General features: G+C 70.1%; 28 protein-coding genes and 1 tRNA gene. 10 read left to right on the forward strand and 19 right to left on the reverse strand.

Going from position 1 to position 22,751, the window contains the following annotated elements; genetic code table 11:
* Positions 1-180: 180 nt before the first annotated feature.
* Entirely contained in the window at positions 181-1,812 is a 1,632-nt protein-coding gene (locus ABZW60_RS01170) for a substrate-binding domain-containing protein (RefSeq protein ID WP_355472749.1), read from the forward strand.
* A 52-nt stretch (positions 1,813-1,864) separates the two neighbouring features.
* Positions 1,865-1,945 (forward strand) — tRNA-Leu (locus ABZW60_RS01175).
* A 13-nt stretch (positions 1,946-1,958) separates the two neighbouring features.
* Here the strand turns inward: ABZW60_RS01175 and ABZW60_RS01180 are convergent.
* The 3 genes from ABZW60_RS01180 to ABZW60_RS01190 all read right to left on the reverse strand — a co-directional run bounded on the left by ABZW60_RS01180 (position 1,959) and on the right by ABZW60_RS01190 (position 4,112).
* Entirely contained in the window at positions 1,959-2,270 is a 312-nt protein-coding gene (locus tag ABZW60_RS01180) for a hypothetical protein (protein WP_355472750.1), read from the reverse strand.
* Between the two features lie 12 nt (positions 2,271-2,282).
* Complete coding sequence (locus ABZW60_RS01185; protein ID WP_355472752.1) at positions 2,283-2,879, reverse strand: hypothetical protein; 597 nt, start codon at positions 2,877-2,879, stop codon at positions 2,283-2,285.
* Positions 2,880-2,999: 120 nt separating this feature from the next.
* On the reverse strand, positions 3,000-4,112 hold the full coding sequence (locus tag ABZW60_RS01190) for a PEP/pyruvate-binding domain-containing protein (protein ID WP_355472754.1): 1,113 nt from the start codon (positions 4,110-4,112) through the stop codon (positions 3,000-3,002).
* 73 nt (positions 4,113-4,185) lie between these two features.
* On the opposite strand from ABZW60_RS01190, the gene ABZW60_RS01195 reads away from it, so the two are divergent.
* Positions 4,186-4,557 (forward strand): hypothetical protein, encoded by a 372-nt coding sequence (locus ABZW60_RS01195; protein WP_355472756.1) that lies wholly within the window; start codon positions 4,186-4,188, stop codon positions 4,555-4,557.
* Entirely contained in the window at positions 4,554-5,126 is a 573-nt protein-coding gene (locus ABZW60_RS01200) for a transcriptional regulator (RefSeq protein ID WP_355472757.1), read from the forward strand. The genes ABZW60_RS01195 and ABZW60_RS01200 overlap by 4 nt, the downstream gene beginning before the upstream one ends.
* On the opposite strand, the gene ABZW60_RS01205 is transcribed toward ABZW60_RS01200, so the two are convergent.
* Genes ABZW60_RS01205 through ABZW60_RS01220 form a run of 4 tightly spaced genes read right to left on the reverse strand, consistent with a single transcriptional unit; the run spans position 5,123 to position 7,874 of the window.
* The gene (locus ABZW60_RS01205; RefSeq protein ID WP_355472759.1) at positions 5,123-5,713 is read right to left on the reverse strand and encodes a hypothetical protein; all 591 of its coding nucleotides are present in this window, start codon (positions 5,711-5,713) and stop codon (positions 5,123-5,125) included. The genes ABZW60_RS01200 and ABZW60_RS01205 overlap by 4 nt on opposite strands.
* A gap of 2 nt (positions 5,714-5,715) precedes the next feature.
* The gene (gene rdgB, locus ABZW60_RS01210; RefSeq protein WP_355472761.1) at positions 5,716-6,321 is read right to left on the reverse strand and encodes an RdgB/HAM1 family non-canonical purine NTP pyrophosphatase; all 606 of its coding nucleotides are present in this window, start codon (positions 6,319-6,321) and stop codon (positions 5,716-5,718) included.
* Positions 6,318-7,034 carry a ribonuclease PH gene (gene rph / locus ABZW60_RS01215; protein WP_355472763.1) on the reverse strand — a complete coding sequence of 239 codons (717 nt, stop codon included), beginning with the start codon at positions 7,032-7,034 and terminating at the stop codon, positions 6,318-6,320. Before rph ends, rdgB begins: the two co-directional genes overlap by 4 nt.
* Before the next feature lie 9 nt (positions 7,035-7,043).
* Positions 7,044-7,874 (reverse strand): SGNH/GDSL hydrolase family protein, encoded by an 831-nt coding sequence (locus ABZW60_RS01220; RefSeq protein ID WP_355472765.1) that lies wholly within the window; start codon positions 7,872-7,874, stop codon positions 7,044-7,046.
* A gap of 146 nt (positions 7,875-8,020) precedes the next feature.
* Between ABZW60_RS01220 and ABZW60_RS01225 the strand changes: the two genes are divergently transcribed.
* The 3 genes from ABZW60_RS01225 to ABZW60_RS01235 all read left to right on the forward strand — a co-directional run bounded on the left by ABZW60_RS01225 (position 8,021) and on the right by ABZW60_RS01235 (position 10,514).
* The gene (locus ABZW60_RS01225) at positions 8,021-9,193 is read left to right on the forward strand and encodes a Gfo/Idh/MocA family oxidoreductase (RefSeq protein ID WP_355472767.1); all 1,173 of its coding nucleotides are present in this window, start codon (positions 8,021-8,023) and stop codon (positions 9,191-9,193) included.
* Positions 9,194-9,360: 167 nt separating this feature from the next.
* The gene (locus tag ABZW60_RS01230; protein ID WP_355472769.1) at positions 9,361-10,185 is read left to right on the forward strand and encodes an SAM hydroxide adenosyltransferase; all 825 of its coding nucleotides are present in this window, start codon (positions 9,361-9,363) and stop codon (positions 10,183-10,185) included.
* Positions 10,186-10,274: 89 nt separating this feature from the next.
* A complete protein-coding gene (locus ABZW60_RS01235) occupies positions 10,275-10,514 on the forward strand; it encodes a hypothetical protein (protein ID WP_355472771.1) in 240 nt (79 codons plus the stop codon).
* Here ABZW60_RS01235 and ABZW60_RS01240 read toward each other — a convergent pair.
* The 4 genes from ABZW60_RS01240 to murI form a co-directional block, all read right to left on the reverse strand.
* A complete protein-coding gene (locus ABZW60_RS01240; protein WP_355472773.1) occupies positions 10,511-11,092 on the reverse strand; it encodes a TetR family transcriptional regulator in 582 nt (193 codons plus the stop codon). The two genes, ABZW60_RS01235 and ABZW60_RS01240, sit on opposite strands and share 4 nt — an antisense overlap.
* Positions 11,089-12,585 carry a DHA2 family efflux MFS transporter permease subunit gene (locus ABZW60_RS01245; RefSeq protein ID WP_355472775.1) on the reverse strand — a complete coding sequence of 499 codons (1,497 nt, stop codon included), beginning with the start codon at positions 12,583-12,585 and terminating at the stop codon, positions 11,089-11,091. Before ABZW60_RS01245 ends, ABZW60_RS01240 begins: the two co-directional genes overlap by 4 nt.
* 68 nt (positions 12,586-12,653) lie before the next feature.
* On the reverse strand, positions 12,654-13,400 hold the full coding sequence (locus ABZW60_RS01250) for an MBL fold metallo-hydrolase (RefSeq protein ID WP_355472777.1): 747 nt from the start codon (positions 13,398-13,400) through the stop codon (positions 12,654-12,656).
* A gap of 127 nt (positions 13,401-13,527) precedes the next feature.
* Positions 13,528-14,331 (reverse strand): glutamate racemase, encoded by an 804-nt coding sequence (gene murI, locus ABZW60_RS01255; RefSeq protein ID WP_355472779.1) that lies wholly within the window; start codon positions 14,329-14,331, stop codon positions 13,528-13,530.
* Positions 14,332-14,499: 168 nt separating this feature from the next.
* Between murI and ABZW60_RS01260 the strand changes: the two genes are divergently transcribed.
* Positions 14,500-14,862 carry a hypothetical protein gene (locus ABZW60_RS01260; protein WP_355472781.1) on the forward strand — a complete coding sequence of 121 codons (363 nt, stop codon included), beginning with the start codon at positions 14,500-14,502 and terminating at the stop codon, positions 14,860-14,862.
* 120 nt (positions 14,863-14,982) lie between these two features.
* On the opposite strand, the gene ABZW60_RS01265 is transcribed toward ABZW60_RS01260, so the two are convergent.
* From ABZW60_RS01265 to clpS, 7 genes are all read right to left on the reverse strand, one after another.
* The gene (locus ABZW60_RS01265) at positions 14,983-15,648 is read right to left on the reverse strand and encodes a DUF664 domain-containing protein (RefSeq protein ID WP_355472783.1); all 666 of its coding nucleotides are present in this window, start codon (positions 15,646-15,648) and stop codon (positions 14,983-14,985) included.
* A 74-nt stretch (positions 15,649-15,722) separates the two neighbouring features.
* Positions 15,723-16,670 carry a pyridoxal-phosphate dependent enzyme gene (locus ABZW60_RS01270; RefSeq protein ID WP_355472784.1) on the reverse strand — a complete coding sequence of 316 codons (948 nt, stop codon included), beginning with the start codon at positions 16,668-16,670 and terminating at the stop codon, positions 15,723-15,725.
* 5 nt (positions 16,671-16,675) lie between these two features.
* Entirely contained in the window at positions 16,676-16,954 is a 279-nt protein-coding gene (locus tag ABZW60_RS01275; RefSeq protein WP_355472786.1) for a MoaD/ThiS family protein, read from the reverse strand.
* 2 nt (positions 16,955-16,956) lie between these two features.
* The gene (locus ABZW60_RS01280) at positions 16,957-17,412 is read right to left on the reverse strand and encodes a M67 family metallopeptidase (RefSeq protein ID WP_355472787.1); all 456 of its coding nucleotides are present in this window, start codon (positions 17,410-17,412) and stop codon (positions 16,957-16,959) included.
* A 71-nt stretch (positions 17,413-17,483) separates the two neighbouring features.
* Positions 17,484-18,461: an aldo/keto reductase gene (locus ABZW60_RS01285; protein ID WP_355472789.1), complete on the reverse strand. Its 978-nt coding sequence runs from the start codon at positions 18,459-18,461 to the stop codon at positions 17,484-17,486.
* A 146-nt stretch (positions 18,462-18,607) separates the two neighbouring features.
* Positions 18,608-19,162 (reverse strand): DUF2017 domain-containing protein, encoded by a 555-nt coding sequence (locus ABZW60_RS01290; RefSeq protein ID WP_355472790.1) that lies wholly within the window; start codon positions 19,160-19,162, stop codon positions 18,608-18,610.
* On the reverse strand, positions 19,159-19,446 hold the full coding sequence (gene clpS / locus ABZW60_RS01295) for an ATP-dependent Clp protease adapter ClpS (RefSeq protein ID WP_355472792.1): 288 nt from the start codon (positions 19,444-19,446) through the stop codon (positions 19,159-19,161). Before clpS ends, ABZW60_RS01290 begins: the two co-directional genes overlap by 4 nt.
* Positions 19,447-19,495: 49 nt before the next feature.
* On the opposite strand from clpS, the gene ABZW60_RS01300 reads away from it, so the two are divergent.
* Together ABZW60_RS01300 and ABZW60_RS01305 are read left to right on the forward strand one after the other, a co-directional pair.
* Positions 19,496-20,842, forward strand: a complete 1,347-nt coding sequence (locus tag ABZW60_RS01300; protein WP_355472794.1) for a nicotinate phosphoribosyltransferase — start codon at positions 19,496-19,498, stop codon at positions 20,840-20,842.
* On the forward strand, positions 20,839-21,354 hold the full coding sequence (locus tag ABZW60_RS01305; protein ID WP_355472796.1) for a MarR family transcriptional regulator: 516 nt from the start codon (positions 20,839-20,841) through the stop codon (positions 21,352-21,354). Before ABZW60_RS01300 ends, ABZW60_RS01305 begins: the two co-directional genes overlap by 4 nt.
* A gap of 117 nt (positions 21,355-21,471) precedes the next feature.
* Here the strand turns inward: ABZW60_RS01305 and ABZW60_RS01310 are convergent, their stop codons facing one another.
* A complete protein-coding gene (locus ABZW60_RS01310) occupies positions 21,472-22,707 on the reverse strand; it encodes a D-arabinono-1,4-lactone oxidase (RefSeq protein WP_355472798.1) in 1,236 nt (411 codons plus the stop codon).
* Positions 22,708-22,751 lie beyond the last annotated feature (44 nt).

The raw sequence follows: 22,751 nt of genomic DNA on the forward strand, positions 1-22,751 counted from the left end.
GGGTGAGTTTTTAAGCGTTCCTGTGAAAGAGCCGTACTCCGGGGACGGTTCCGGTTCAGCGACGGGTGTGTCACGACAGTTCGCGGCCTTCGCCGTGACGTGCGGAAACCGGGTAATCTGCGCGCGCAGTCAGCCTCTGGGAGGGAGGAACCTGCCGCGATGGGAAAACATTCCTCTGCGGTGACGCGTAGTAACAACAACCGTCGCTCGGTGTACATCACCGCGGTCGGGCTATTGGTGCTTTCGCTCGGTGCCGTCTTCGTGGTCCGCTCGTTCGGATCCGAGTCGGGCGCCGACGGGTTCCTCGGTTCCGGCAAGGCCTGCGCCGACCCGACGCAGATCCAGCTGTCCACCACGCCCGAGATGCAGGCCCCGCTCGAGGCGGCGGCCAAGTCGCTCACCGCCAAGGGCGGTAAGGACGGCACGCCGTGCCTGCAGATCACCATCAGCGCGGCACCGTCGGCCCAGGTCGCACGGGACGTCGCGCACGGCAGCGACAACCGGCCCGACCTGTGGGTCCCGGACTCCTCGCTGTGGGTGGCCCAGGCCGACGACGGGCAGAGCGTCCCGAACATCGCGGTCGCCTCGATCGCCACGTCGCCGATGGTCATCGTCGGCCGGCGGGACAACTTCGGCGACACCTCGTCCTGGCTGCGCATCCTGGGCGCGAGCGAGCCGGCCCTGCTCGACCCGCTGAACACCTCCCCCGGCGCGCTGACGCTGCTGGCGGTGCAGATGGAGCGGCAGAAGACGTCCGCGTCCGACGGCCAGGTGTCGCAGCTCGTCGTACCGCTCGCGCAGCACCTCGGATCGATGGCCAAGCCGTACTCCGACGTGAACGCGCTGTTCGGGCGTGCCGACCAGGACGGCAGCAAGACCGTCGTGCCGGCGACCGAGCAGAGCTTCGTGAAGTACCAGGAGTCGCACCCGGACACCCAGCTGCGGGCGATCCAGCCGGGCACCGGCACGCTGTACCTGGACTACCCGATCGTGGTCACCGCGAAGTCCGACACCGACGCGGCGAACGAGGCCGCGCAGGCGCTGGCCGGTGAGCTGCTGACCGACAGCGCCGGACAGGCCCGTGACACGGCCGGCTTCCGGGACACCACGTTCAGCCCGCTGAGCGGCGGCCGCGGCGTCGGCGACGTGAACCAGCTGACCAAGCCGACCAGCGAGGCGATCAACACCACGCTGCAGAACTGGACCCGGCTGTCGCTGTCCACGCACTCGCTCGCCGTCATCGACGTCTCCGGCTCGATGGCCGAGAAGGTCGGCAGCAAGACCCGCATGCAGCTCACGATCGAGGCGGCGATCGGCGGTCTGACGCTGTTCCCGGACAGCGCCCAGCTCGGCCTGTGGACGTTCTCGACCAAGATCGGCAAGCTCGGCGCCGACTACAAGCCGCTGGTGCCGATCGCGCCGCTGTCGAAGGTCCAGCGCGGCAAGATCACCGCCCAGCTGAAGATCCAGGGCCCGATCCCGAACGGCGGCACCGGGCTGTACGACACCGCGATCGCCGCCGTCACGCAGGTCCGGCAGGAGTACAAGTCGAACGCGGTCAACACGGTCCTGCTGTTCACCGACGGCAAGAACGACGACCCCGGCAGCCCGACGCTGGCCCAGGCCGTGCAGGCGCTCCGCAGCCTGCAGGACCCGGCCCGCCCGGTCCGCATCATCGCCCTGGGCATGGGCCCCGAGGCGAACGCCGACGAACTCAGCGCCCTCGCCGGAGCCACCGGCGGCGCGGCCTACGTCGCCCGCAACCCCGGCGACCTGAAGAGCGTCTTCATCGACGCCCTCCAGAGCCGCTGACAGACCGCGCCTCCCCTAGGATGTCCACCTAGGGGAGGCGACCCTCCCCCCAGCCAGAGTGGTGGAACGGCAGACACACCGGCTTTAGGTGCCGGCGCCCCCGGGCGTGCGGGTTCAACTCCCGCCTCTGGCACAAGCATTGGGTTCTACGGCCGGTCATAGGGCGCCGGCGGTACGGCGTACGTGCCGGGTAGTTGCTGCGTGGTGTTTCGGGCGATGGCGAGCAGGGCCGACAGGGTGTGCTCGAACCAGCCGAACAGGACCCATACGAACAGGCACCAGACGACACAGCTGACCACGGTCAGCGTCGCCACCGTGGCGCTGTAGTCGGTTGTGTCGTTCACCAGCGCGAGCAGGACGGTCACTCCAGCGGTGACCATCGCCAGGCCGATCAGTACCCACTTGATGACGCCGATGGCGACCGCCACTCGGCTGGCGGCCGCAATGGAATTCGACATGATCCCCTCCGGTCAGCCGATCTTGGTCCAGGCGCCGCAGTACCTGGTTTCGAAGGCTTTGTCGGACTTCTTGATGGTGACCACCTGGTTGCCGCCGTTGTGGTTGGCGATGATGCTGTCCAGGTCGCCGTTGGTGTTCCTGAGGCGCGCCCAGTAGCAGTCGCCTTCGTTGCCGTTGCGGTACGTTCCGGGCTTGATGTCGACGCCCACCAGATAGACCCCGTCCTCCGAGATCGCGGCCTTCGGACCGGGCGGCGGTGCGGTCACCGTCCTGGCCGGACCAGGAACCGTCTTCGTGACAGTCGGGCCTGGGACCGTGGCGCCGGCCGGACCGGGAACTGTCTTCGTCACCGTCGGTTGCGGCGCTCCAGCGGCTGCGTTGGGCGAGGTGCTGGTGCCGTTGCCTGCGGAGCCGATGATCAGGCCGAGCAGGAACGTGCCGGCGGCAACCGCCCAGGGAACCCAGCGCCGCCGCTTCTTCGGCGGCTGCAACGGCGGCAACTGCGGCGAATTCGGTGGATTCTGCGGTTGGAGCTGCGGACTGAACTGCTGGTTCAGCCCACCGTCGGGCGACGGCTGATTCGTGTACTGCGGATACTGCTGAGACATGACTTTTCTCCCCCCGGTCCCCGAGCCCCCCTCGGGATCCGAGAAGACAGTAACGGAGAGTCATATTTTCTGACTAGTCCGAAAGCCCCGCTCTCTAGGGCCGAAGGTCCCTGCTCGCCCTCACAGGTGCACCACACCCGTGGTGCCGTTGATCGTGATTCTGGCGCCGTTGGGTATTGCCCGGGTGGCGGCCTGGAGGGCAAGAACCGCGGGGATTTGGTGTTCTCGGGCGACTATTGCGGCGTGGGAGAGTGTGCCGCCGGTTTCGGTGACTACGCCTGCTGCTATGGACAGGAGCGGGGTCCAGGCGGGGTCGGTGTGGGGGCAGATGAGGATGTCGCCGGGGTGGACGTTCGGGAAGTCGGCTGGGCCTCGGACGATTCTGGCGGGGCCTGTTGCGGTGCCGTGGCTGCCGGGGATGCCCATCAGGGGTGCTTCGTGGGTGGTGGGAGTCGGTGGTTCGGCTGTGATGGGGCGGGATTGCAGGAGCCACGGGGTGCCTTCGGTCAAGGCCCACTCGATGTCTTGTGGCGCGCCCAGCAGCTCGGCGACGGTTCGCGCGAGGGTGGCGAGTTGTCGGGCGGTCGCGTCGGTGAGGGTCGCCGTACGGCGTTGGGCGGGCGCGACCTGGCGTACGACGAGGCTCGGGCCGTTGCGGTCGAGGGATACCCGCTTGTCGGCGATCGTGCGGGTCACGGCGCCGTCAGCGGCGACCTGGTACGAGTCTGGTGTCACTCGTCCCTCGACGACGCTCGGGCCGAGGCCCCATGAGGATTCGATGAGCGTGGAGCCGTCCGCGCGGGTGAACATCACGCCGGCCACGTCGGCGTCCAGGTGACGCTGGACGATCACCGCCATCGCCGGAGCCTCGGCCCCGCCCCGGTACGCCGTCGCACGCGCCGACCACACCGACGCCTGACAGGCCCGTACGGCGTCCATCACCGCAGCAAACCCTTGTACGCCGAGGAAGCTGTCGTGCTGCCCAGCTGCCGAGGCGAGCGGGGTGTCCTCGTTCGCAGCGGACGACCGCACCGCCACCGGCGCCCCGCCGGCGCCGTCGAGCCACCGCGCGAGCTCCGGGACGAGTTCCTCCGGCAGGTCACGCCCGAACCGCTCGCCGAACGGAACGACGACGCCCTCCGGCACCGGGAAACCCGAGCGGATGAGCGTGCCGAGCGTGGCCGCCTTGGCACCGCACTCCTCGACCATCGCGGCGGCGAGTGGCACCAGCATCTCGCATCTCCTATCAACGAAACGTTGACAACAAAACATTGACAACGTTCTGTTGATGATCCACTGTGGGCGGATGCGACGCAAGCACGACGCGGACCAGGAACAGGCCGAACGTCAGCACGAGGCCCGCGAGCAACTGCTCGAGAAAGGCGCAAAGGACCTGCCGCGCCGGCCGTGGCGCCCGGCGCCGATCCCGTTGTCCGCGGTGGATCTCACCCAGTTCGCCGCCTGGCGCGCGGCCGACCTGACCAACGACGAGCTGCTGGCAGCGCTCGCGTTGTTGCCGGCCGCCCGGGCCGAGGTCGACGAGGTCGAGGCCGGCCTGCTGTTCATGGCGAGGAGTTCGGGGCTGACCTGGGCGGACATGGCCGACGCGATGGGGTTCAGCTCCCCGCAGGCCTGCCAGCAGCGGTTCAACCGGCTGGCCGCGCGGCAGGAGTCATGATGCACCTGGTTCTGCACGCCGTACGGCTGCTCGGCTTCGCGGACGCGCCCGCGATCGCTCGACGCTTCGACCAGCACGACGTCGAGGAGGCGTTGCGGGATGCCGAGGCGCGCGGCTGGGCGACGTACAGCAGCTTCGCGGGCACCTCGGGCTGGTCGCTCACCGAAGCCGGCCGCGCCGAGAACGAGCGCCTCCTGAAGGCCGAGCTCACAGACGTCGATGCGGTGCGCGCGGTGTACGCCGACTTCCTGCCGCTCAACGGTCTCCTGCAACAGGCCTGCACCGACTGGCAGCTACGGCCGACGCCGACCGACCCGCTCGCGGCCAATGACCACACGGACGCCGAGTGGGACGCCGGCGTCCTGCACGAACTCAAGGTGATCGACGGCGCGCTCGGCGGCATCGTCGAGCGGCTCGTGCAAGTCCTGCCACGGTTCCAGGGGTACGACATCCGCTTCTCCGCCGCACTCGCCCGGCAGGACGTCGACCGCAGCGACGTCGACTCCTGCCACCGCGTCTGGTTCGAGCTGCACGAGGACCTGCTGGCGACCCTCAACCTGCGCCGCTAGTTGCCCTCAGCATCCAAGTACGCCGCACCCCGGGGCGAGAGCCGGTAGCCGACCTCGAGGCTGTAGGTGAGCCCAAGGTTCTTGAGCTTGCGGACGTCCAGCTTGAACGGCGCCGTCTCGCGCCCCACGGCGGCCGCCAGGTCGGCGGCCCGGGTCGCGGGCCGGGTCTGGATCAGCCGCAGCGTCTCCAGCGTCCAGGCCCCGTGGTGGCTGAGCTCGTCGAAGTGGCCCAGGCGCGCCCGCAGGTCGTCCAGGTCGTCCGGCGACAGCTCGGTCTGCGCGGCCAGCTCCTCGCGCGGATCCGGCCCCTCGACGAGGTGGAAGCGGATCAGGAACGTCGGCAACGACTCGTCGCCGCGCAACCGGCGGCGGACGTCCCGCGCATTCCGGCGATCGGCCGGCTCCAGGTCGGCGTCGCCGTCCGCGATCAGGTCCGGGTTCACCTGGCGGATGCTGTCGATCTCGATCCGCCCGGCGTTCGTCCGGTAGATCCGCCCCTCGACCACCCGCGGCTCGGCCCACCGCCGGTACGCCACCGTGATCTGCCCACTGGCCACGCCGTCCCGATCCGATCCCGCGAACAACATGTCTAGCTCCCCAACGCCTTCGCCACGATCGGGGCCAGTTCGCGCAACGCCTTGCCGCGGTGGCTGATCGCGTCCTTCTCCTCGACCGACAGTTCGGCCGTCGTGCGATCGTAGCCCTCGGCCCGGAACAGCACGTCGTACCCGAAGCCGCCGGTCCCGCGCAGCTCCCGGATGACCGAGCCGCGCATCTCGCCGAGCACCAGCTCGTCCGGCCCGTCCGGACGGACGAACGCGACCGCCGCCACGAACGACGCGCCGCGCCGCTCGTCCGGCACGTCCTCCAGCTGCCCGAGCAGCAGCAGGTTGTTCGCGTGGTTGTCCTTCGCCGGCCCGGACCACCGCGCGGACAGCACGCCGGGCATACCGTTCAGCGCGTCGACACAGATCCCGCTGTCGTCCGCGATCGACGGCAGACCGGTCGCGGCGAGCGCGGCGTGCGCCTTCAGCAACGCGTTCCCCTCGAACGTCGGCTCGGTCTCGGCCGGTTCGTCGTACGGCGGGACGTCGCCGAGCCCGAGCACCTCGATGCCCGGCACGATCGGGGTCAGGATCCGGCGCAGTTCCTCGAGCTTCTTCGTGTTGTTGGAGGCCAGCAGGACCCGGGTCACGCGAGGGCCTCCTGCTGGATCTTGGCCAGCTCCGCGCACCCGGCGACGCCGAGCTCCAGCAGGCTGTCCAGCTCGGTGCGGTCGAACGGCGCGCCCTCCGCCGTGCCCTGCACCTCGATGAACCTGCCGTCGCCGGTGATCACCAGATTCATGTCGGTCTCGGCCCGGACGTCCTCCTCGTAGCAGAGGTCGAGCATCGGCGTCCCGTCGATGATGCCGACCGAGACCGCCGACACCGTGCCGGTCAGCGGCTCGCTCTTCAGCAGCTTCCGCTCGCGCAGCCAGGAGACCGCGTCGGCGAGCGCGACGTACGCACCGGTGATGGCCGCGGTCCGGGTGCCGCCGTCGGCCTGCAGGACGTCGCAGTCGAGCAGGATCGTGTTCTCGCCGAGCGCCTTGTAGTCGATCACGGCCCGCAACGACCGGCCGATCAGCCGGGAGATCTCGTGGGTGCGGCCACCGATCCGGCCCTTCACCGACTCGCGGTCCGAGCGGGTGTTGGTGGACCGCGGGAGCATCGCGTACTCCGCGCTCACCCAGCCGAGACCGGACCCCTTGCGCCAGCGCGGCACGCCCTCGGTCACACTCGCCGCACACAGCACCCGGGTCCGCCCGAACTCGACCAGCACCGAGCCCTCGGCGTGGTCCAGCCAGTTCCGGGTCACCTTCACCGGGCGGAGCTGGTCAGCATTACGTCCATCGATACGGGCCATGCCCTGACCCTATGCCTCCAGCCGCCGGACCTCCGCATCGAGCGGACCCGACCGGACCTGGCTGATCGCCATCCGGGCCGCCCACGGCAACAGGTCGTGCGCGCGCCGCCCGACCCAGGGCGCACCCTCCTTCACCAGCCACACCGTGTCCGCCCACTTGCTCGGTGGCCGGTAGGCGCAGTCCAGGTCGGGCGGTACGCCGATGGGCACGCCGCGGACCGCCAGCTCGTCGGCGAACACCCGCGCCAGCTTGCGGTGCCCGCGCTCGCCCGGATGCAGCCGGTCGACGCTCCAGAAGTCCCGCCGGTACACCTCCGGGTAGTCGGCCATGTCCAGCCGGATCCCGCCGAACCGCGCGTGCAGGTCGTCGAACGCCACGTTCACCTGCTCGATCCGCCGCCACAGCGGGCGGCGCAACCACTTCGGCAGGCCGAAGACCTGCCCGTGGTCGTGGAAGCGGACCGTGAGCAGCAGCGCGCCGCGCGACGTCAGCCGGCCGGCGATCAGCTCGAGGTGATCACGGATCCGGCCCGCGTCGAACGTGGACCGCAGGGTGTCGTTGACGCCGACGATCAGCGAGGCGAGGTCGATCGGGCCGTCGCCGGTCGAGGGCAGTTGCTCGGTCGCGACGACCGGCACGGTGGCGCCGCTGGTCGCGAAGTTGGAGAACGTCACACGGTGGGTGCTGCCCAGGGAGTCGGCGAGCAGCGAGGCCCAGCCCCGCCACCCCTCCCCCGGCCGCGCACCGGCACCGGACAGGTCCGTCGTACTGCTGCCGTTCAGCGGGTCCCCGACCCCTACTGTGGTCGAGTCCCCCAGTGCCACGTAATGGAGGCTCACATTCCGCCATGGTGACGGCACGGAGCGAGACCCCGATGTGCGGTGGATGACGGGTAGCCCAATTCCACGGGGAGGATCGGTGATTGCTAGCCAGAATTGCTCGGAGTTAGGCTGTTGCAAACAACTATGTGCAGGAGTTGCCTCGTATGAGTGATCTTCGGTTTGGCGTCGTGGGTCTCGGCGCCCGCAGCCGCATCGCGCAGTACGCGCACCGTCCCGGCGAGGGGTCCGAGGTCGTGGCCCTGGCCGACCCGTCCGCACCGCAGCGGGACGCGGCGCTCGAGCTGTACCCGCAGGCCACCGGGTACGCCGACCACACCGAACTGCTCGACGCCAAGCTCGACGGGGTGTTCCTGACCACGCCCGACGACCTGCACGAGGGTCCGGCGATCGACTTCCTCGAGGCCGGTGTCCCGGTGTTCGTCGAGAAGCCGCTGGCGATCACCACCGAGGGCTGCGACCGGGTCCTGCGGGCGGCGTACGACTCCGGCGCCCGGCTGTACGTCGGCCACAACATGCGCCACATGCCCGTCGTACTCACGATGCGCCAGCTGATCCAGGACGGCGCGATCGGCGACGTGAAGGCGATCTGGTGCCGGCACTTCGTCGGCCACGGCGGCGACTTCTACTTCAAGGACTGGCACGCGGACCGCAGCCGGACCACCGGGCTGCTGCTGCAGAAGGGCGCCCACGACATCGACGTGATGCACTGGCTGGCGGGCGGCTACACGACCCGGGTGAACGCGATGGGCGCGCTCACGCTGTACGGCGGGATCACCGACCGGCTGGACCGCACCGGCCAGCGGTTCAAGGACTTCGTGTCCAGCGACAACTGGCCGCCGCTGGAGCAGAAGGGCCTGGCGCCGGTGATGGACGTCGAGGACATCTCGATGGCGAACCTGCTGCTGGACAACGGGGTCTTCCTCACCTACGAGCAGTGCCACTACACACCGGACTACTGGCGCAACTACACCGTGATCGGCACCCACGGCCGGCTGGAGAACTTCGGCGACGGGCCGGGCGGCGTCGTCAAGGTGTGGAACAGCCGCCGCTCCGGGTACCGCGAGGACGCCGACCAGGTCGTCGAGATCGGCGGCGACAACGAGAACCACGGCGGCGCCGACCCGCATCTGGTGGCGGAGTTCGTGAACTTCGTCCGCAACGGCGGCGCGACGCTCACCTCCCCGATCGCCGCCCGCGCCGCGGTCGCCGCCGGCTACGCCGCGACCCAGTCCCTGCGCGCGAACGGCGTACCGCAGGACATCCCGACGCTCGACCCGGCCCTGGTCGAATATTTCGACAACGGGCAGGCGCGGTGAGGGTGCTACGCTCTTGATCGTGACCAGGTACGCCGCGATGCGAATGCTGAGCCCTCGATGCGGGAGGACTTCAGCGGCGTAGGCACGTGTGCTTGCAGCGAGAGGCCCCCGATGTCGGGGGCCTCTTTCGTTTCCACGACCCGCTGCACAGCACAGGAGCCTTTGTCATGGACCCGATCACCTACATCACCGACTGTTTCGACGGTAATGCCCGCGCCAGACTCAGCACCCGGATCGGTGCCCTGTTCGGTCAGTCGCCCACGATCGTCGCCGCCGACGGACCCGATCCGGAGTCGTTCGCCGCACTCACCCTGCTCGACTGCCTCCAGTCGCTGGACCTGCTGGGCGAGGACGGCCACCCGACCATCACCCTGCTGAACATCGCGCCGCGCGACGGCCTCTGGCCGAACGGCGTACCGTTCTGCTTCTTCCACTACGGCAAGCACCTGGTCGCGAGCACCTTCAACCCCCGCGTCCTCTCACTGGTACGGCGTGAGCTGGGCATCGAGCACGTCCACGTCACCGATATCCGCGAGGCGGTCACGGCCGCCGGGTTCGCGCCGGACGACGTCGAGAAGATCGCCGGTACGCAGTTCCGCAGCCTGTGGTACCTGCCGCTGCTGGCGAAATGGGTCGCCGACGGCCACCCGGTCCCGGCGACCGAGACCGCAGTACCCGAGCTCGCCGACGAGGAGCCGACCGTGACCGTCGTCGACAACTTCGGCAACTGCAAACTCGACCGGCGACTCGACCTCGTCCCCGGCACCGCGCTCGCCGTTGCCCAGCGCAACGAAGACGGCAGCACCACGACCGTCGACGTCACCTGCTACCCGCACCTCACCGCCGTGCCGCGCAACCACCCGGGCATCATCCCCGGCAGCTCCGGCACCGGCTTCACCGAACTCGTCATCCGCGGCGGCTCGGCCGCCGAGCACTTCGGCCTGCAGCCCGGGGACGCCCCGCTGCGGACCTGCCTGACGTCCGTGGCGTGAGCATCACGAAACCCAGCGACGTCGTCGCCTTGCCGCGGTGGCACCGGGCTGGCAGTCTCGGGAGACCGGCTAACGCGAGGGAGGGCGTCATGGCAGTCGTCGCGAAGCTGTCCGGCGACGACGTCGACGCGGTCATCGCCGCGGCAGCCGAGGTCGGCATCACGCTGCGTCCACTGCACCCCGGCGCACAGGACGCGGAGCTGTGCAGCTGGTACACGGCCGGCGAGGGTGACGCCGAGGACACCATCATGGTCCGCACACTGCGTGCGCTTCCCGGCGTCCTCAGCGCGTACGCCAAACCGCCCGGCCACGCCGCGGCCGGGGGCTAGGTCAGCGGAAGGCCTTCGGCCAGCAGTTCGAACGCGTGGTCCACCGTCGCGACGTAGTCCTGCAGGGGTGCATCCAGAGCCGCCTCGTACGTCGCCATCACGACGCCGACGACCGCGCCTGCCCAGGCGCGGATCGCGAAGTCGTCCGGCGACCGGCCGATCCGCTCGGCCGCGAGCCGGGCGAGCAGGTCGATGCCTTCGTACAGCTGGTCGAGCATCCGGACCCGGAGCTCGGGCGCGTTCATCACCAGGCGCTGGCGTTCGGACTCCAGCTCCCACTCCTGCGGGGTCAGCGTGTCGAGGCTCTGCCGAAGCGCCACGCGCAGGGCCTCGGTCGGGTGCAGCTCGGAGGGTTGCTTGCGGAACAGGTCGATGATGACCGGGTCGAGGCGGTCGAGGACGACGGTGTCCTCCTTGGTCGGGAAGTACCGGAAGAACGTCGCCGGCGACACCTCGGCCGCGGCGGCGATCTCCTGGACGGTGGTCTCGGCGTACCCCTGGTCCCGGAACAGCCGCAGCGCGTGCTCCTGGATCGCCGCCCTGGTCTTCGCCTTCTTCCGCTCCCGCAGCCCACTCATGCACTGATTGTGGCAAGGTCTCGCGACGCATCGCGGGTACGGCGTGGCAGGAAGACCAGCGCGAGCACGATCGACACCACCGCGAGGCCGCTGCACACCCACAGCGTCACGTCCATCCCGTGGACGAACGCCGCGCGCGCCGAGCGGGTCAGCTCGGGGGAACCGATCGCGATCGCGGCCGACGCGCTGTCGCGGGCGGCACGGGCGGCCGCAGGCGGGAGGCCGGTGACGTCGAGCTGGTCGCGGTACGCCGCGTTCAGGACCGTGCCGAGGATCGCGACACCGAGCGTCCCGCCGACCTGACGCGACGCCTGGATCAGCGCGGACCCGGACCCGCTCCGGTCGAGCGGCAGCGCGGCGAGCGCCAGCCCGTTCATCGGCGGCAGCGTGAACCCGATGCTGACGCCGGCCAGGCCGACCCAGATCGCGGTGAACCCGTAGCCGTCGCCGACGTCGGTGAACGCCCCGAGCGCCAGTCCGGCCAGCATCAGCGCGAACCCGATCACCACCGAGATCCGCGCACCGGCCGCCTCGACCAGCCGCTCGGCGACCTTCGCGCCGACCAGCATCCCGCCGATGATCGGGAGCAGCCGCAGCCCGGCCTGGAACGCGTCCGCGCCCTGCACCGCCTGGAACAGCTGCGGCAGCACGAACAGCAAGCCCACCAGCGCGAACGACGCCAGCGTCGCGAGCACCGTGCCCCAGGTGAAGCCGGGCGACCGGAACAGCGACAGGTCGACCAACGGGTCCGCCGTACGCCGGGCCCAGGCCCAGAACGCGGTCAGGAGCGCGACCCCGGCCGCGATCCCGCCGAGCGCCCACGCCGAGCCCCAGCCGTGCTCACCCGCAGCGATGAAGCCGTACGTCAGGCAGACCAGTCCCGCCGCGGTCAGCAGGATGCCGGGGACGTCGATCCGCCTCGCCCGGTGACCGGCGGTGTTCGGGATCAGCAGCGCGACGGCCACCAGCCCGACGGCGACCAGCGGCAGGTTGATGAGGAAGACCGAACCCCAGCGGTAGTGGTCCAGCAGCCAGCCGCCGAGCACCGGACCGAGCGGGATGCCGAGCGAGTTCGCCATCAGCCAGATCGTCATCGCGCGCTGCCGCTCCTGCGGCGCGAACAGCAGGTTGAGCAACGACATCGACAGCGGGATCAGGAACGCCGACCCGACACCCAGCGCCGCGCGGCCGGCGATCAGCTGACCGGGGGTCTCCGCGAACGCGCACGCCGCCGACGCCAGCCCGAACACGACCAGCGCCCCGAGCATCAGCCGCTTCGGCCCGAACCGGTCGCCGAGCAGCCCGGCCGGGAGAAGCAACGAGGCGAGCACCAGCGTGTAGGCGTTGGCGAACCACTGCAGCTGACTCGTCGACGCCTGCAGGTCGGTGGCCAGCGTCGGCAGCGCGACGTTCAGCACCGTGAGGTCCAGCCCGATCACGATCAGGCTGACCGACATCGCCCCGAGGGCCCACCACCGCCGCGGATCCGGCATCACCCACCACCTTTCTGAGATCAACTCTAATTTGAGAGTAGATCTCAGAATCGCTGGGTGACCAGTGTTCAGATGTCGAAGACGGCGTGCGGGGTGGCGAGCTCGACAGGACCGGGGAAGGTGCGGCGGGCGTTCTCGGCCTGCGTCACGCGGTCGTACCAGGGCGGCACGTGGGTGATGACGAGCCGCTTCACGCCGGCCTTCTTCGCATGCTCGCCGGCGTCGGACGGCGTCATGTGCAGGTCGACCGGATTGCTGGGTTCGTTGTCCGGCAGCGCGGCCTCGGACAACAGCATGTCGGCGCCGCGGGCGAGCTCGACCAGCGCGTCGTTCGGCCCGGTGTCGCCGGTGTAGACCAGCGACTTGCCGCCGTGCTCGACCCGGATCGCGTACGCCGGCACCGGGTGCACCATCGGCGCGGTGCGGATCGTGAACGGCCCGACCTGCTGGACGTCCTGCCAGGCATGGAATTCCAGCTCCTCCTCCATCCCGGGCTCGAGCGGCAGGTCGTACGCCAGCGCCATGCGTTCCGATGTACCGGGCGGCCCGAACACAGGGATCCGCGGGATCGGCGCCCCCGGCGCGTAGCGCGCCGCGACGTACAACCCGCACAGATCCATGCAGTGGTCAGGATGCAGGTGGGACAGGCCGATCGCCCCGATCTCCGGGACGGCGATGTGCCGTTGGAGCGAACCGAGCGCGCCACTGCCGAGGTCCAGGATCAGGTTGAACCCGTCGGCGGTGACCAGATAGCTCGAGGCGGCCGAGTCCGGCCCGGGCACAGACCCGGAGCAACCGATCACGGTGAGCTTCATACCTGGAACCCTACCGGCGAGTGTGCGCCTTCGCAGGACGACCGGAGGCGTCGATTCGGTTACTGCACAGGCATCCCGGTCGCATCCGGTGCCTTGGACAACGGCCGGGTGCGACCCAGGTCACAGGTCAGCGGATCCAGGCGAACTGGTCGACGTTCGCCAGCGCGGGGCCGAGAAAGCGGGAGCCGATCGCCGCGAACTCCGCCGGGTCGCCGGTGGTGACGAAACGGTGCTCGGGCGTCGGCAGGTTGTCGGGGCGGAGCAGACCGGTCTTCGTCAGCACGCCGTACACGTCCTTCGCGCACTCCTCCGCGCTGCTGACCAGCGTGACGTTGTCGCCCATCACGTACGAGATGACGCCGGTGAGCAACGGGTAGTGGGTGCAGCCGAGGATCAACGTGTCGACGCCGGCCTCGACCAGCGGGTCCAGGTACTCGTGGGCGGCCTCGAGCAGCTCCGGCCCGGACGTCACGCCGGACTCGACGAAGTCCACGAACTTCGGGCACGCGCGGGTGAACAGCTCCACCTGCGGCGCGGCCGCGAAACCGTCCTCGTAGGCGAGCGACTGCGCGGTCGCCTTCGTGCAGATCACGCCGACGCGCTGGTTCCGGGTCGCGGCGACGGCCCGGCGCGCGGCCGGCAGGATCACCTCGACGACCGGTACGTCGTACCGCTCGCGGGCGTCGCGCAGCATCGCCGCACTCGCGGAGTTGCAGGCGATCACCAGCATCTTCACGCCGGCCTCGACGAGATGGTCGAGACACTCCAGCGCGTACTCCCGCACCTCGGCGATCGGCTTCGGACCGTACGGCTGGCGGGCGGTGTCGCCCAGATACAGGATCGGCTCGTGCGGCAACTGGTCGAGAACCGCGCGGGCGACGGTGAGTCCCCCGAAGCCTGAATCGAAGATCCCCACCGGTGCGTCAGCCACGGGAAGAGCTTATACAGGTCCGCAGGCGGGCAGACCCGAAGTACAGGCTTACCTAACCGGCGGGAACGACACGCCGAGGTTATCCACATCTTTACGTTATGGAATTGCCTTTTCGCGTGATGCGCGCCACTCTGGAGCGATGTTTGTACGACCGCCCTTAGTGATGCCATGGACCTGACGCATCACCTCGCGGTGGTGATCGGCACCACCGCGGCACCAACTCCACAGCCCGACCACGTGCAGGCCGCAGGCCAGGCCGCGAGTCAGGCCACGGAGTCCACGCCGGGCACGGCAGCGGACATCGCGACGGCCATCGGGCCGACGGGATTGATGTTGCTCGTCCTCATGGCGGCGTTCGCTGCGTACGTCGTCTCGCTGTCGCTGCACCCGAATGCCAAGTGCAACCGGTGCAAGGGTGCCGGCCGGCACCGCGGCAGCATCTTCAGTTACGCCCAGCGCCCGTGCAACAGCTGCAAGGGCCGCGGCGTCCATCCCCGACTCGGCCGTAAGGTCCTGTTCAAACAACCGTAGGCGGACATGACGTAGAACCCCTGCAAAAGGTGCCTAAGGCAACAAAAGGCACGTGACGGCCACGGTCCGGCCCTCCGCCCGCCGGCCCGGCCACCCGTCTCCCCCTGCCCCGCTCGCCCGTCAGCGGCCGGTCCGGCCGTCGAGCTGCTCGCGCAGGATGTCGGCATGCCCCGCATGCCGGGCGGTCTCCTCGACCAGATGCACCAACGTCCACCGCCGCGACGGCCCGCCACGCGCACCCGGCTCGCCCGCGGCGCCGGGCTTCCCCGCGGCGCCGGGCTTCCCCGCGGCGCCGGGCTTCCCCGCGGCGTCCGGCCTGCTCGCGGCGTCCGGCCTGCTCGCGGCGTCCGGCCTGCTCGCGGCGCCCGGCCTGCTCGCGGCGCCCGGTCTGCTCGCGGCGTCCGGCTTCTTTCCCGGTTCGGCCGGCTTCGGGCCTGGTGCCTCCAGGTCGTCCCAGGCGGCGATCGCCGCGTTGGCCGCGGCGCTGGTCTCGCGGTACGCCGCGAGCACGTCCGCCGCGGACTCGCGCGCTCCGGCGCGGAACGTCGCCGGCCAACTCGGCACCGACTGCCCGAGCAGCCAGTGCCGCTCGACCGCGGTCAGGTGTTTGATCAACCCGAGCACGTTGGTGCCCGACGGAACACCCGGCTGCCGCACAAGCTCGTCCGACAGGCCTTCCGCCTTCGCCGCGATCGACGTCCGGAGATAGTCGAGGAAGCCCACCAGCACCTCACGCTCCCCGGGCTCGGTCGCCGGCGGCCCTGCGTCACGTCTGCGTCCGGTCATCCGCCGAGCCTGCCAGCAACTCGCCGGAACAGCACGCGAAGTTGCCGGACCAGCAAGCCCTTACGGCCAGGCGACTAGGCCCAGAGCTGACCTTCCAGCCGGTCCTCCGCCTCGTCGATCGTGCCCTCGTACGCACCGGTCGACAGGTACTTCCAGCCGCCGTCGGGCACCACGAACGCGATGTCGGCCGCTTCCCCCTCGCGCACACACCTGGCCGCCTGGCCGAGCGCGGCGTGCAGGATCGCGCCGGTCGAGACGCCGGCGAAGATGCCTTCGTTGTCGAGCAGCTCCCGGACCCGGCGGACGGCGTCGCGCGGACCGACCGAGAACCGCGCGTCGATCAGCGTCTCGTCGTACAGCTCGGGGACGAACCCCTCGTCGAGGTTGCGCAGGCCGTACACGAGCTCGCCGTAGCGTGGCTCGGCGGCGACGATCTTCACCGCGGGCTTGTGCTCGCGGAAGAACCGGCCGGCGCCCATCAGCGTGCCGGTGGTGCCGAGGCCGGCGACGAAATGCGTCACCGAGGGGAGGTCGTCGAGGATCTCCCGCGCGGTGCCGTCGTAGTGCGCGAGCGCGTTCGACGGGTTGCCGTACTGGTACAGCATCACCCAGTCCGGGTGGTCCTCCGCGACCTGCTTCGCGACCCGGACCGCCTCGTTCGAGCCGCCCGCGGCCGGGGACGAGATGATCTCGACGCCCCACATCCGCAGGATCTGCCGACGCTCCTCGGAGGTGTTCTCCGGCATCACGCAGACCATCCGGTACCCGCGCAGCTTGGCCGCCATCGCCAGCGAGATGCCGGTGTTGCCGGACGTCGGCTCGAGGATCGTCGTACCCGGGCGCAGCCGGCCGTCCTTCTCGGCGTCCAGCAGCATCCGCAGCGCGGCCCGGTCCTTGATCGACCCGGTCGGGTTGCGGTCCTCGAGCTTCGCCCAGAGCCGGACGTCGGCCGACGGCGACAACCGCGGCAGCCCGACCAGCGGGGTGCCGCCGACCGAGTCGAGCAGGCTGTCGAAGCGCATCGGGATCAGCCGCCGGCGACGGCCGGCAGCACGACGACGACGTCGCCGTCCTTGACCTCGGTCTTCAGGCCGCCGGTGAACCGGACGTCCTCGTCGTTCACGTACACGTTCACGAACCGGCGCAGTTCCTCAGGCTCGCCCTCGACGATGCGCTCCTTGAGGCCCGCGTGGGTGCCGTTCACGTCGTCGATGAACTCGGCCAGGGTCGCGCCGTCACCGGTGACCGCCTTGGCCCCGCCGGTGTAGGTGCGCAGGATCGTCGGCACGCGCAGCTCGATCGCCATATTCAGTGCTCTCCTTCGGTTTCTCTATAGGAACCAACCACGCGTACTTCTTCTTCCGTGACCTCGCCGTCGACGATCCGGTACGAGCGGAACTCGACCGGCCCGTGGTACGCCGGGGAGTCGGCGCCGTCCCGCGTCGAGACCAGCACGTAGTGGGCGCCCGGCTCCTGGGCCAGGTTGATGTCGGTCCGCGACGGGTACGCCTCGGTCGCGGTGTGCGAGTGGTAGATCACCACCGGCTCCTCGTCCCGCTCGTCGAGCTCCTTGTAGAGCCGGAGCAGGTCGCCGGAGTCGAACTCGTAGAACGTCGGCGACATCGCGGCGTTCAGCATCGGGACGAACCGGGTCGCCCGGTCCGACCCCTCCGCACCCGCGACCACCCCACACGCCTCGTCAGGATGATCCCGCCGCGCGTGCGCCACGATCGCGTCATACGTCGCCTTCTCGATGACCAGCACGCCTCCACGGTACGGCGAGCGCCGCGCCGACCCCGCCAACCGCGGAGTCGGTCCAGAATGCGGACAGACGCCTACCAGCGGTCGTGGAGCTGGGGGCGGATCAGGGTGTCGTAGGTCTCCTGGACGGCGGTGAGCTGGTCGGGGGTGAGTGGGGGCAGGGTGGCGGCGGAGATGTTGCCGGCTACCTGGGCGGGGTTGCGGGCGCCGGGGATGACGACCGAGACGCCGGGCTGGTCGAGGATCCAGCGGAGGGCGAACTGGGCCATCGTGGTGCCGGCCGGGAGCCAGGGCATCAGGCGGCGAACGGCTTCCAGCCCGGTGCCGAAGTCGACGCCGGAGAAGGTCTCGCCGACGTCGAACGCCTCGCCGTGGCGGTTGTACGTGCGGTGGTCGTCGGCGGAGAACGTGGTGTGTTCGTCGTACTTGCCGGACAGCAGACCGCTGGCGAGCGGGACGCGCGCGATGATCCCGACGCCTGCCTCCCGGGCCGCGGGCAGCACCTCGTCGAGCGGCTTGAGGCGGAAGGCGTTCAGGATGATCTGCACCGACGCCACGTTCGGCCGCGCGATCGCGGTCAGCGCCTCCGCGCAGGTCTCGACACTGACGCCGTACGCCGCGATGCGGCCCTCGTCGACGAGCGTGTCGAGCGCGTCGAAGACCTCGTCGTCGGAGTACACCGGCGTCGGCGGGCAGTGCAGCTGGACCAGGTCGATCGTGTCGACGCCGAGGTTGCGCCGGGAGCGGTCGTTCCACGCGCGGAAGTTCGCGAGCGTGTAGTTCTCCGGCACCTGCTCGACGCGGCGCCCCATCTTGGTCGCCACGGTCAGACCGTCGTGCGATTTCAGCACCTGCCCGACCAGCCGCTCGCTACGCCCGTCGCCGTACACGTCCGCGGTGTCGATGAACGTCACACCACCGTCGACCGCCGCCTGCAGCACCGCGAGCGCGTCCCCCTCGTCCACCGCCCCCCAGTCCGCCCCGAGCTGCCAGGCCCCGAGCCCGACCACACCAACATCCCGCCCAGTCCGCCCGAGCCGCCGCGTCTCCATAGGGAGCAGGTTAGTGCGCGCAGCGAACCTCCATCACTCACCAAGTCCCCCAGCAGCGCTCCCACGAAGGCAGCTTGAGTCTGGAACCCACCCGTCGACGACGGTTACTGAGTGATGGGCGTCCGCGGCCCGGCGACCGCTGCCCCTTACGGCCGCATGTTGTGGAGTAACGCGGACTGGAGGTAGCCGAGCCAGTCGTAGAGGTCGTAGGTCAGGCGCCGTGGGTCGTCGTCCGGGAGTTTCTCCCAGGTGGTGTAGTCGTCCTCGTCCTTGATGTCGAGGCGGGTCCCGATGGCCAGGCGGAGGTCATTGAGCGCGCGCAGCCAGGAGAGTTGTTCGTCGGGCTCGAGCGCGATCTCGTCGGCGCCGGACTGCTCCAGCGCGGACAGCACCCGCTTGGCGTCGGTGACCTTGCCCTCGCGCAGCCCGCGCTCGGTGAACCGCCGGAACTCGGCCGCGGCCATGTCGTCCTGCTGGTATGCGTCCGGCAGCAGCCGCTGCAGTACGACGTCCTCGGGCGGCGACGTCGGGCCGTCGGAGTCGAGCAGCGCCGCGAGCGGGTCGCTGGACTCGGTGGCGCGCGGCGGCAGCCCGTCGTACAGCAGCTCGACCAGGTTGCGCAGCAGGTTCGCCAGGATGTCCGCCTCGTGTTCGGCGAAACTGACGACGACGGTCTTGCGGCGCTTGCGGAACCGGGTCACGACTTCTCGCAGGTGGCCCACAGGCCGTAGGTGTGCATCGCTTCCACGTCGCGTTCCATCGCTTCCCGGTTCCCGTTCGAGACCGCCGACTTGCCTTCCTGGTGCACCTGCAGCATCAGCTTCTCCGCCTTGGACTTGGAGTAGCCGAAGTAGGTCTGGAAGACGAACGTGACGTAGTCCATCAGGTTGACCGGGTCGTTCCAGACGACGGTCACCCAGGGTGGGCTCAGCTCGATCGCCTCATCGACCTCGGGGCTCTCGAGTTCGCTCGGTGCGGTGGTCACCTGTCCATTCTCTCCATCATCGGTTCCGCTCTCGCAATAGGCTGCACCTGTGACGCACACAGAGGCCAACTCCACGGCACTCCTGACCGACCACTACGAGCTGACCATGCTGCAGGCCGCGCTGGCCGACGGTACGGCGCAGCGCCGCTCGGTGTTCGAGCTGTTCGCGCGCCGGCTGCCGGACGGCCGCCGGTACGGCGTGGTCGCGGGCGTCAACCGCCTGCTGGACGCGCTCGAGCGGTTCCGGTTCGACGAGCAGACGATCGCCTTCCTGGCCGATCGCGGCGTCGTCGACCAGGCTACCCGGGACTGGCTGGCGGAGTACCGGTTCTCCGGCGACATCTCCGGGTACGCCGACGGGGAGATCTTCTTCCCGGGCTCGCCGGTGCTCGTGGTGGAGTCGTCGTTCGCCGAGGCGGTGCTGCTGGAAACCGTATTCCTGTCGATCCTGAACCACGACTCGGCGGTCGCGTCGGCCGCGTCCCGGATGACGTGGTGGGCCGGTGGGCGGCCCTGTATCGAGATGGGCTCGCGGCGGACCCACGAGGGCGCCGCGGTCGGCGCGGCCCTGGCGGCGTACATCGCGGGGTTCAGCGCGACCTCGAATCTGGAGGCGGCCCGCCGGTTCGGCATCCCGAGTACCGGGACGGCGGCGCACGCGTTCACGCTGCTGCACGACCGCGAGCAGGACGCGTTCCGCTCGCAGGTCGACGCGCTCGGGAAGGGGACGACGCTGCTCGTCGACACGTACGACGTGGCCGAGGCGGTCCGGACCGCGATCGAGCTGACCGGTCCGGAGCTGGGCGCGGTCCGGCTCGACTCGGGTGACCTGCCGTCGCTGGCCGGGCAGGTCCGCGAGCAGCTGGACTCGCTGGGCGCGACGAAGACCCGGATCATCGTCACGAGCGACCTGGACGAGTACCAGATCGCCGCGCTCGCGCCCGCGCCGGTCGACGGGTACGGCGTCGGGACGTCGCTGGTCACCGGGTCCGGGTACCCGACCTGCGGGTTCGTGTACAAGCTGGTCGCCCGCGAGGACGCGACCGGTGACCTGGTACCGGTGGCGAAGAAGAGCCCGGACAAGATCTCGATCGGCGGCCGGAAGTGGGCGCTGCGGCGGCGCTCGGCGGCCGGGGTCGCGGAGGTCGAGCTGATCGGTGTCGGTGAGCAGCCGACCGACGACGGCGACGACCGGGTGCTGCTGAAGCCGCTGGTGGAGTCCGGCAAGATCATCGGCCGGACCACCCCGGCGGAGTCGCAGGCGCACCACCAGAAGGTCCGCGACGAGCTCCCCCGCTCGGCCAGCCAGCTCAGCCGCGGCGAGCCGGCCATCCCGACCGACTACATCGGCGACTACAACTCCCGCAACCCGTTCCTGCCCCGGAGCCACACGTGAGCACCACGCAGGATTCCAGCCACCAGGACTCCGGCCACCGAGACTCCGGCCGCCAGACCGGCTGGTCGCCGGACGCGCCGGCCGACGAGGCGGACGTGCTGGTCGCCTTGCGGTTCGCGGAGCGGGCAGCGCGCAAAGCGGTGGCCGAGGAGCTGGCGGGGACTGTTCTGCACACGGGCCAGGAGCTCGTACTGGCCAAGCTGCTGCACCACGGTTCGCTGCCGGTGGCGCGGCTGGCGAAGGTGCTCGACGTCGAGGTGCCGACCGCGACCAAGACCACGCAGCGGATGGAGGCCGCCGGGCTGGTACGGCGGGTGAAGAGCACGACCGACGCCCGGCAGGTCGGCATCGAGCTCACCGAGCACGGCGTCGAGCTGGCCCACACCGTGCAGGAGATCTACGACCGCGCCGGCCGCCGCGCCCTCGCCCAGCTCACCCCCGAGGACCGCCGCGTGCTCCGCAACCTGCTCTGGACCATCACCGGCACCCTCGAGGACCTCACCCAGCTCTGATCCACCCTCCCGCGCGCCGCCCACCACACACGAGGGGATATCCGCTCGTGTTGGGGGTTGTCCGTGCGCACACCAGCGGAGAACCCCCAAATCGGGCGGATATCCCCTCGTGGAGTGTCAGCCGGCGGGCAGGTAGGTGTCGAGGTACGGGTTGCGGAACTTGCCGGACGGGTCGTACTTCGCCGCCAGCGCGATGAAGTCCGGGACGCGCGGGTAGCGTTCGGCGAGGACGGTTGCGTCGGCGGCGAAGACCTTGCCCCAGTGCGGCCGGGCGTCCAACGGCGCGAGCCGCTCCTCCAGCGCCGCGACGACCGGGCGTACGGCGGTCTCGTCCTGGATCCAGGTGAAGTGCAGGGCGACCGTGTCGCGGCCCTGGCTCGGGCTCAGCCACAGGTCGTCGGCGGCGATCGTGCGGACCTCCGACACCTGGATCACCGGCGCAAACTGGTTGCCCAGGGCCCGCAGTACGTCGAACGCCTCGGCGGCCCGGTCGCGCGGGACGAAGTACTCCGACTGCAACTCGTCGCCGTTGCTCGGCGTGAACTCGAGCCGGAAGTGCGGCAGCCGCTCGTTCCACGGGCCCGGTACGCCGCCCTGCTGGGTCGCGTAGTCGGCCGGCATCACCTTGATCGGGTGCCGCGGCCCGTCGGCGAGCGTCGCGCCCAGCCACTGCGGCTCCGGCGCGGTCAGCTCCCGGCGCTTGCGCCAGACCATCACCTCGGGGTCCACCCAGTCGGTGAACGCGCTCACGCTGTACGCGCTCCCCATCACCGCGGTGAGGTCCGACCCGAGCCGCTCGACCGGCAGCCCGTCGTACACCACCTGGCTGATCTGGTACGACGGTTGCACGTCGAGCGTCAGGCTCACGATCACGCCGAGCGCGCCGAGCGAGATGACCGAACCGGCGAAGTCCGGGTCGTCGCGGGTGAGCGTCACGAGCTCACCGCCCGCGTCGACGAACGTGATCGCGCTGACCGCGTCCGCGAGCGGGCCGTTGGTGTCGCCGGAGCCGTGCGTACCGGTCGAGCACGCACCCGCGACCGAGATGTGCGGCAGCGACCCCAGGTTGTGCAGCGCCAGTCCCTGAGCCTGCAAAGAGGCCGTGATCTCGCCGTACCGCAGCCCGGCCGAGACCGTGACACTACGCTCGCCGACCTCGATCACCTCGGGCAGATCGGCGACGCTGACCAACGTGCCGGCGCTGTCCGCGATCCAGTTGAACGAATGCCCGGTCCCGAGCACCCGCACCTTCTCCGAGCCGGCTACGAGCTCCTGCAGCTCCCCGACCGTCTGCGGCCGCCGGAGCTCGCTCGCGAACCTGATGTTTCCCGCCCAGTTCGTCAGCTGCGTCATGGCCCGACTGTCGCACATCGTCCGCAGCGCGACACCGGGTCGTC

This window comes from Kribbella sp. NPDC003557, from assembly GCF_040610805.1.
In the GTDB taxonomy this organism is placed as follows: domain Bacteria; phylum Actinomycetota; class Actinomycetes; order Propionibacteriales; family Kribbellaceae; genus Kribbella.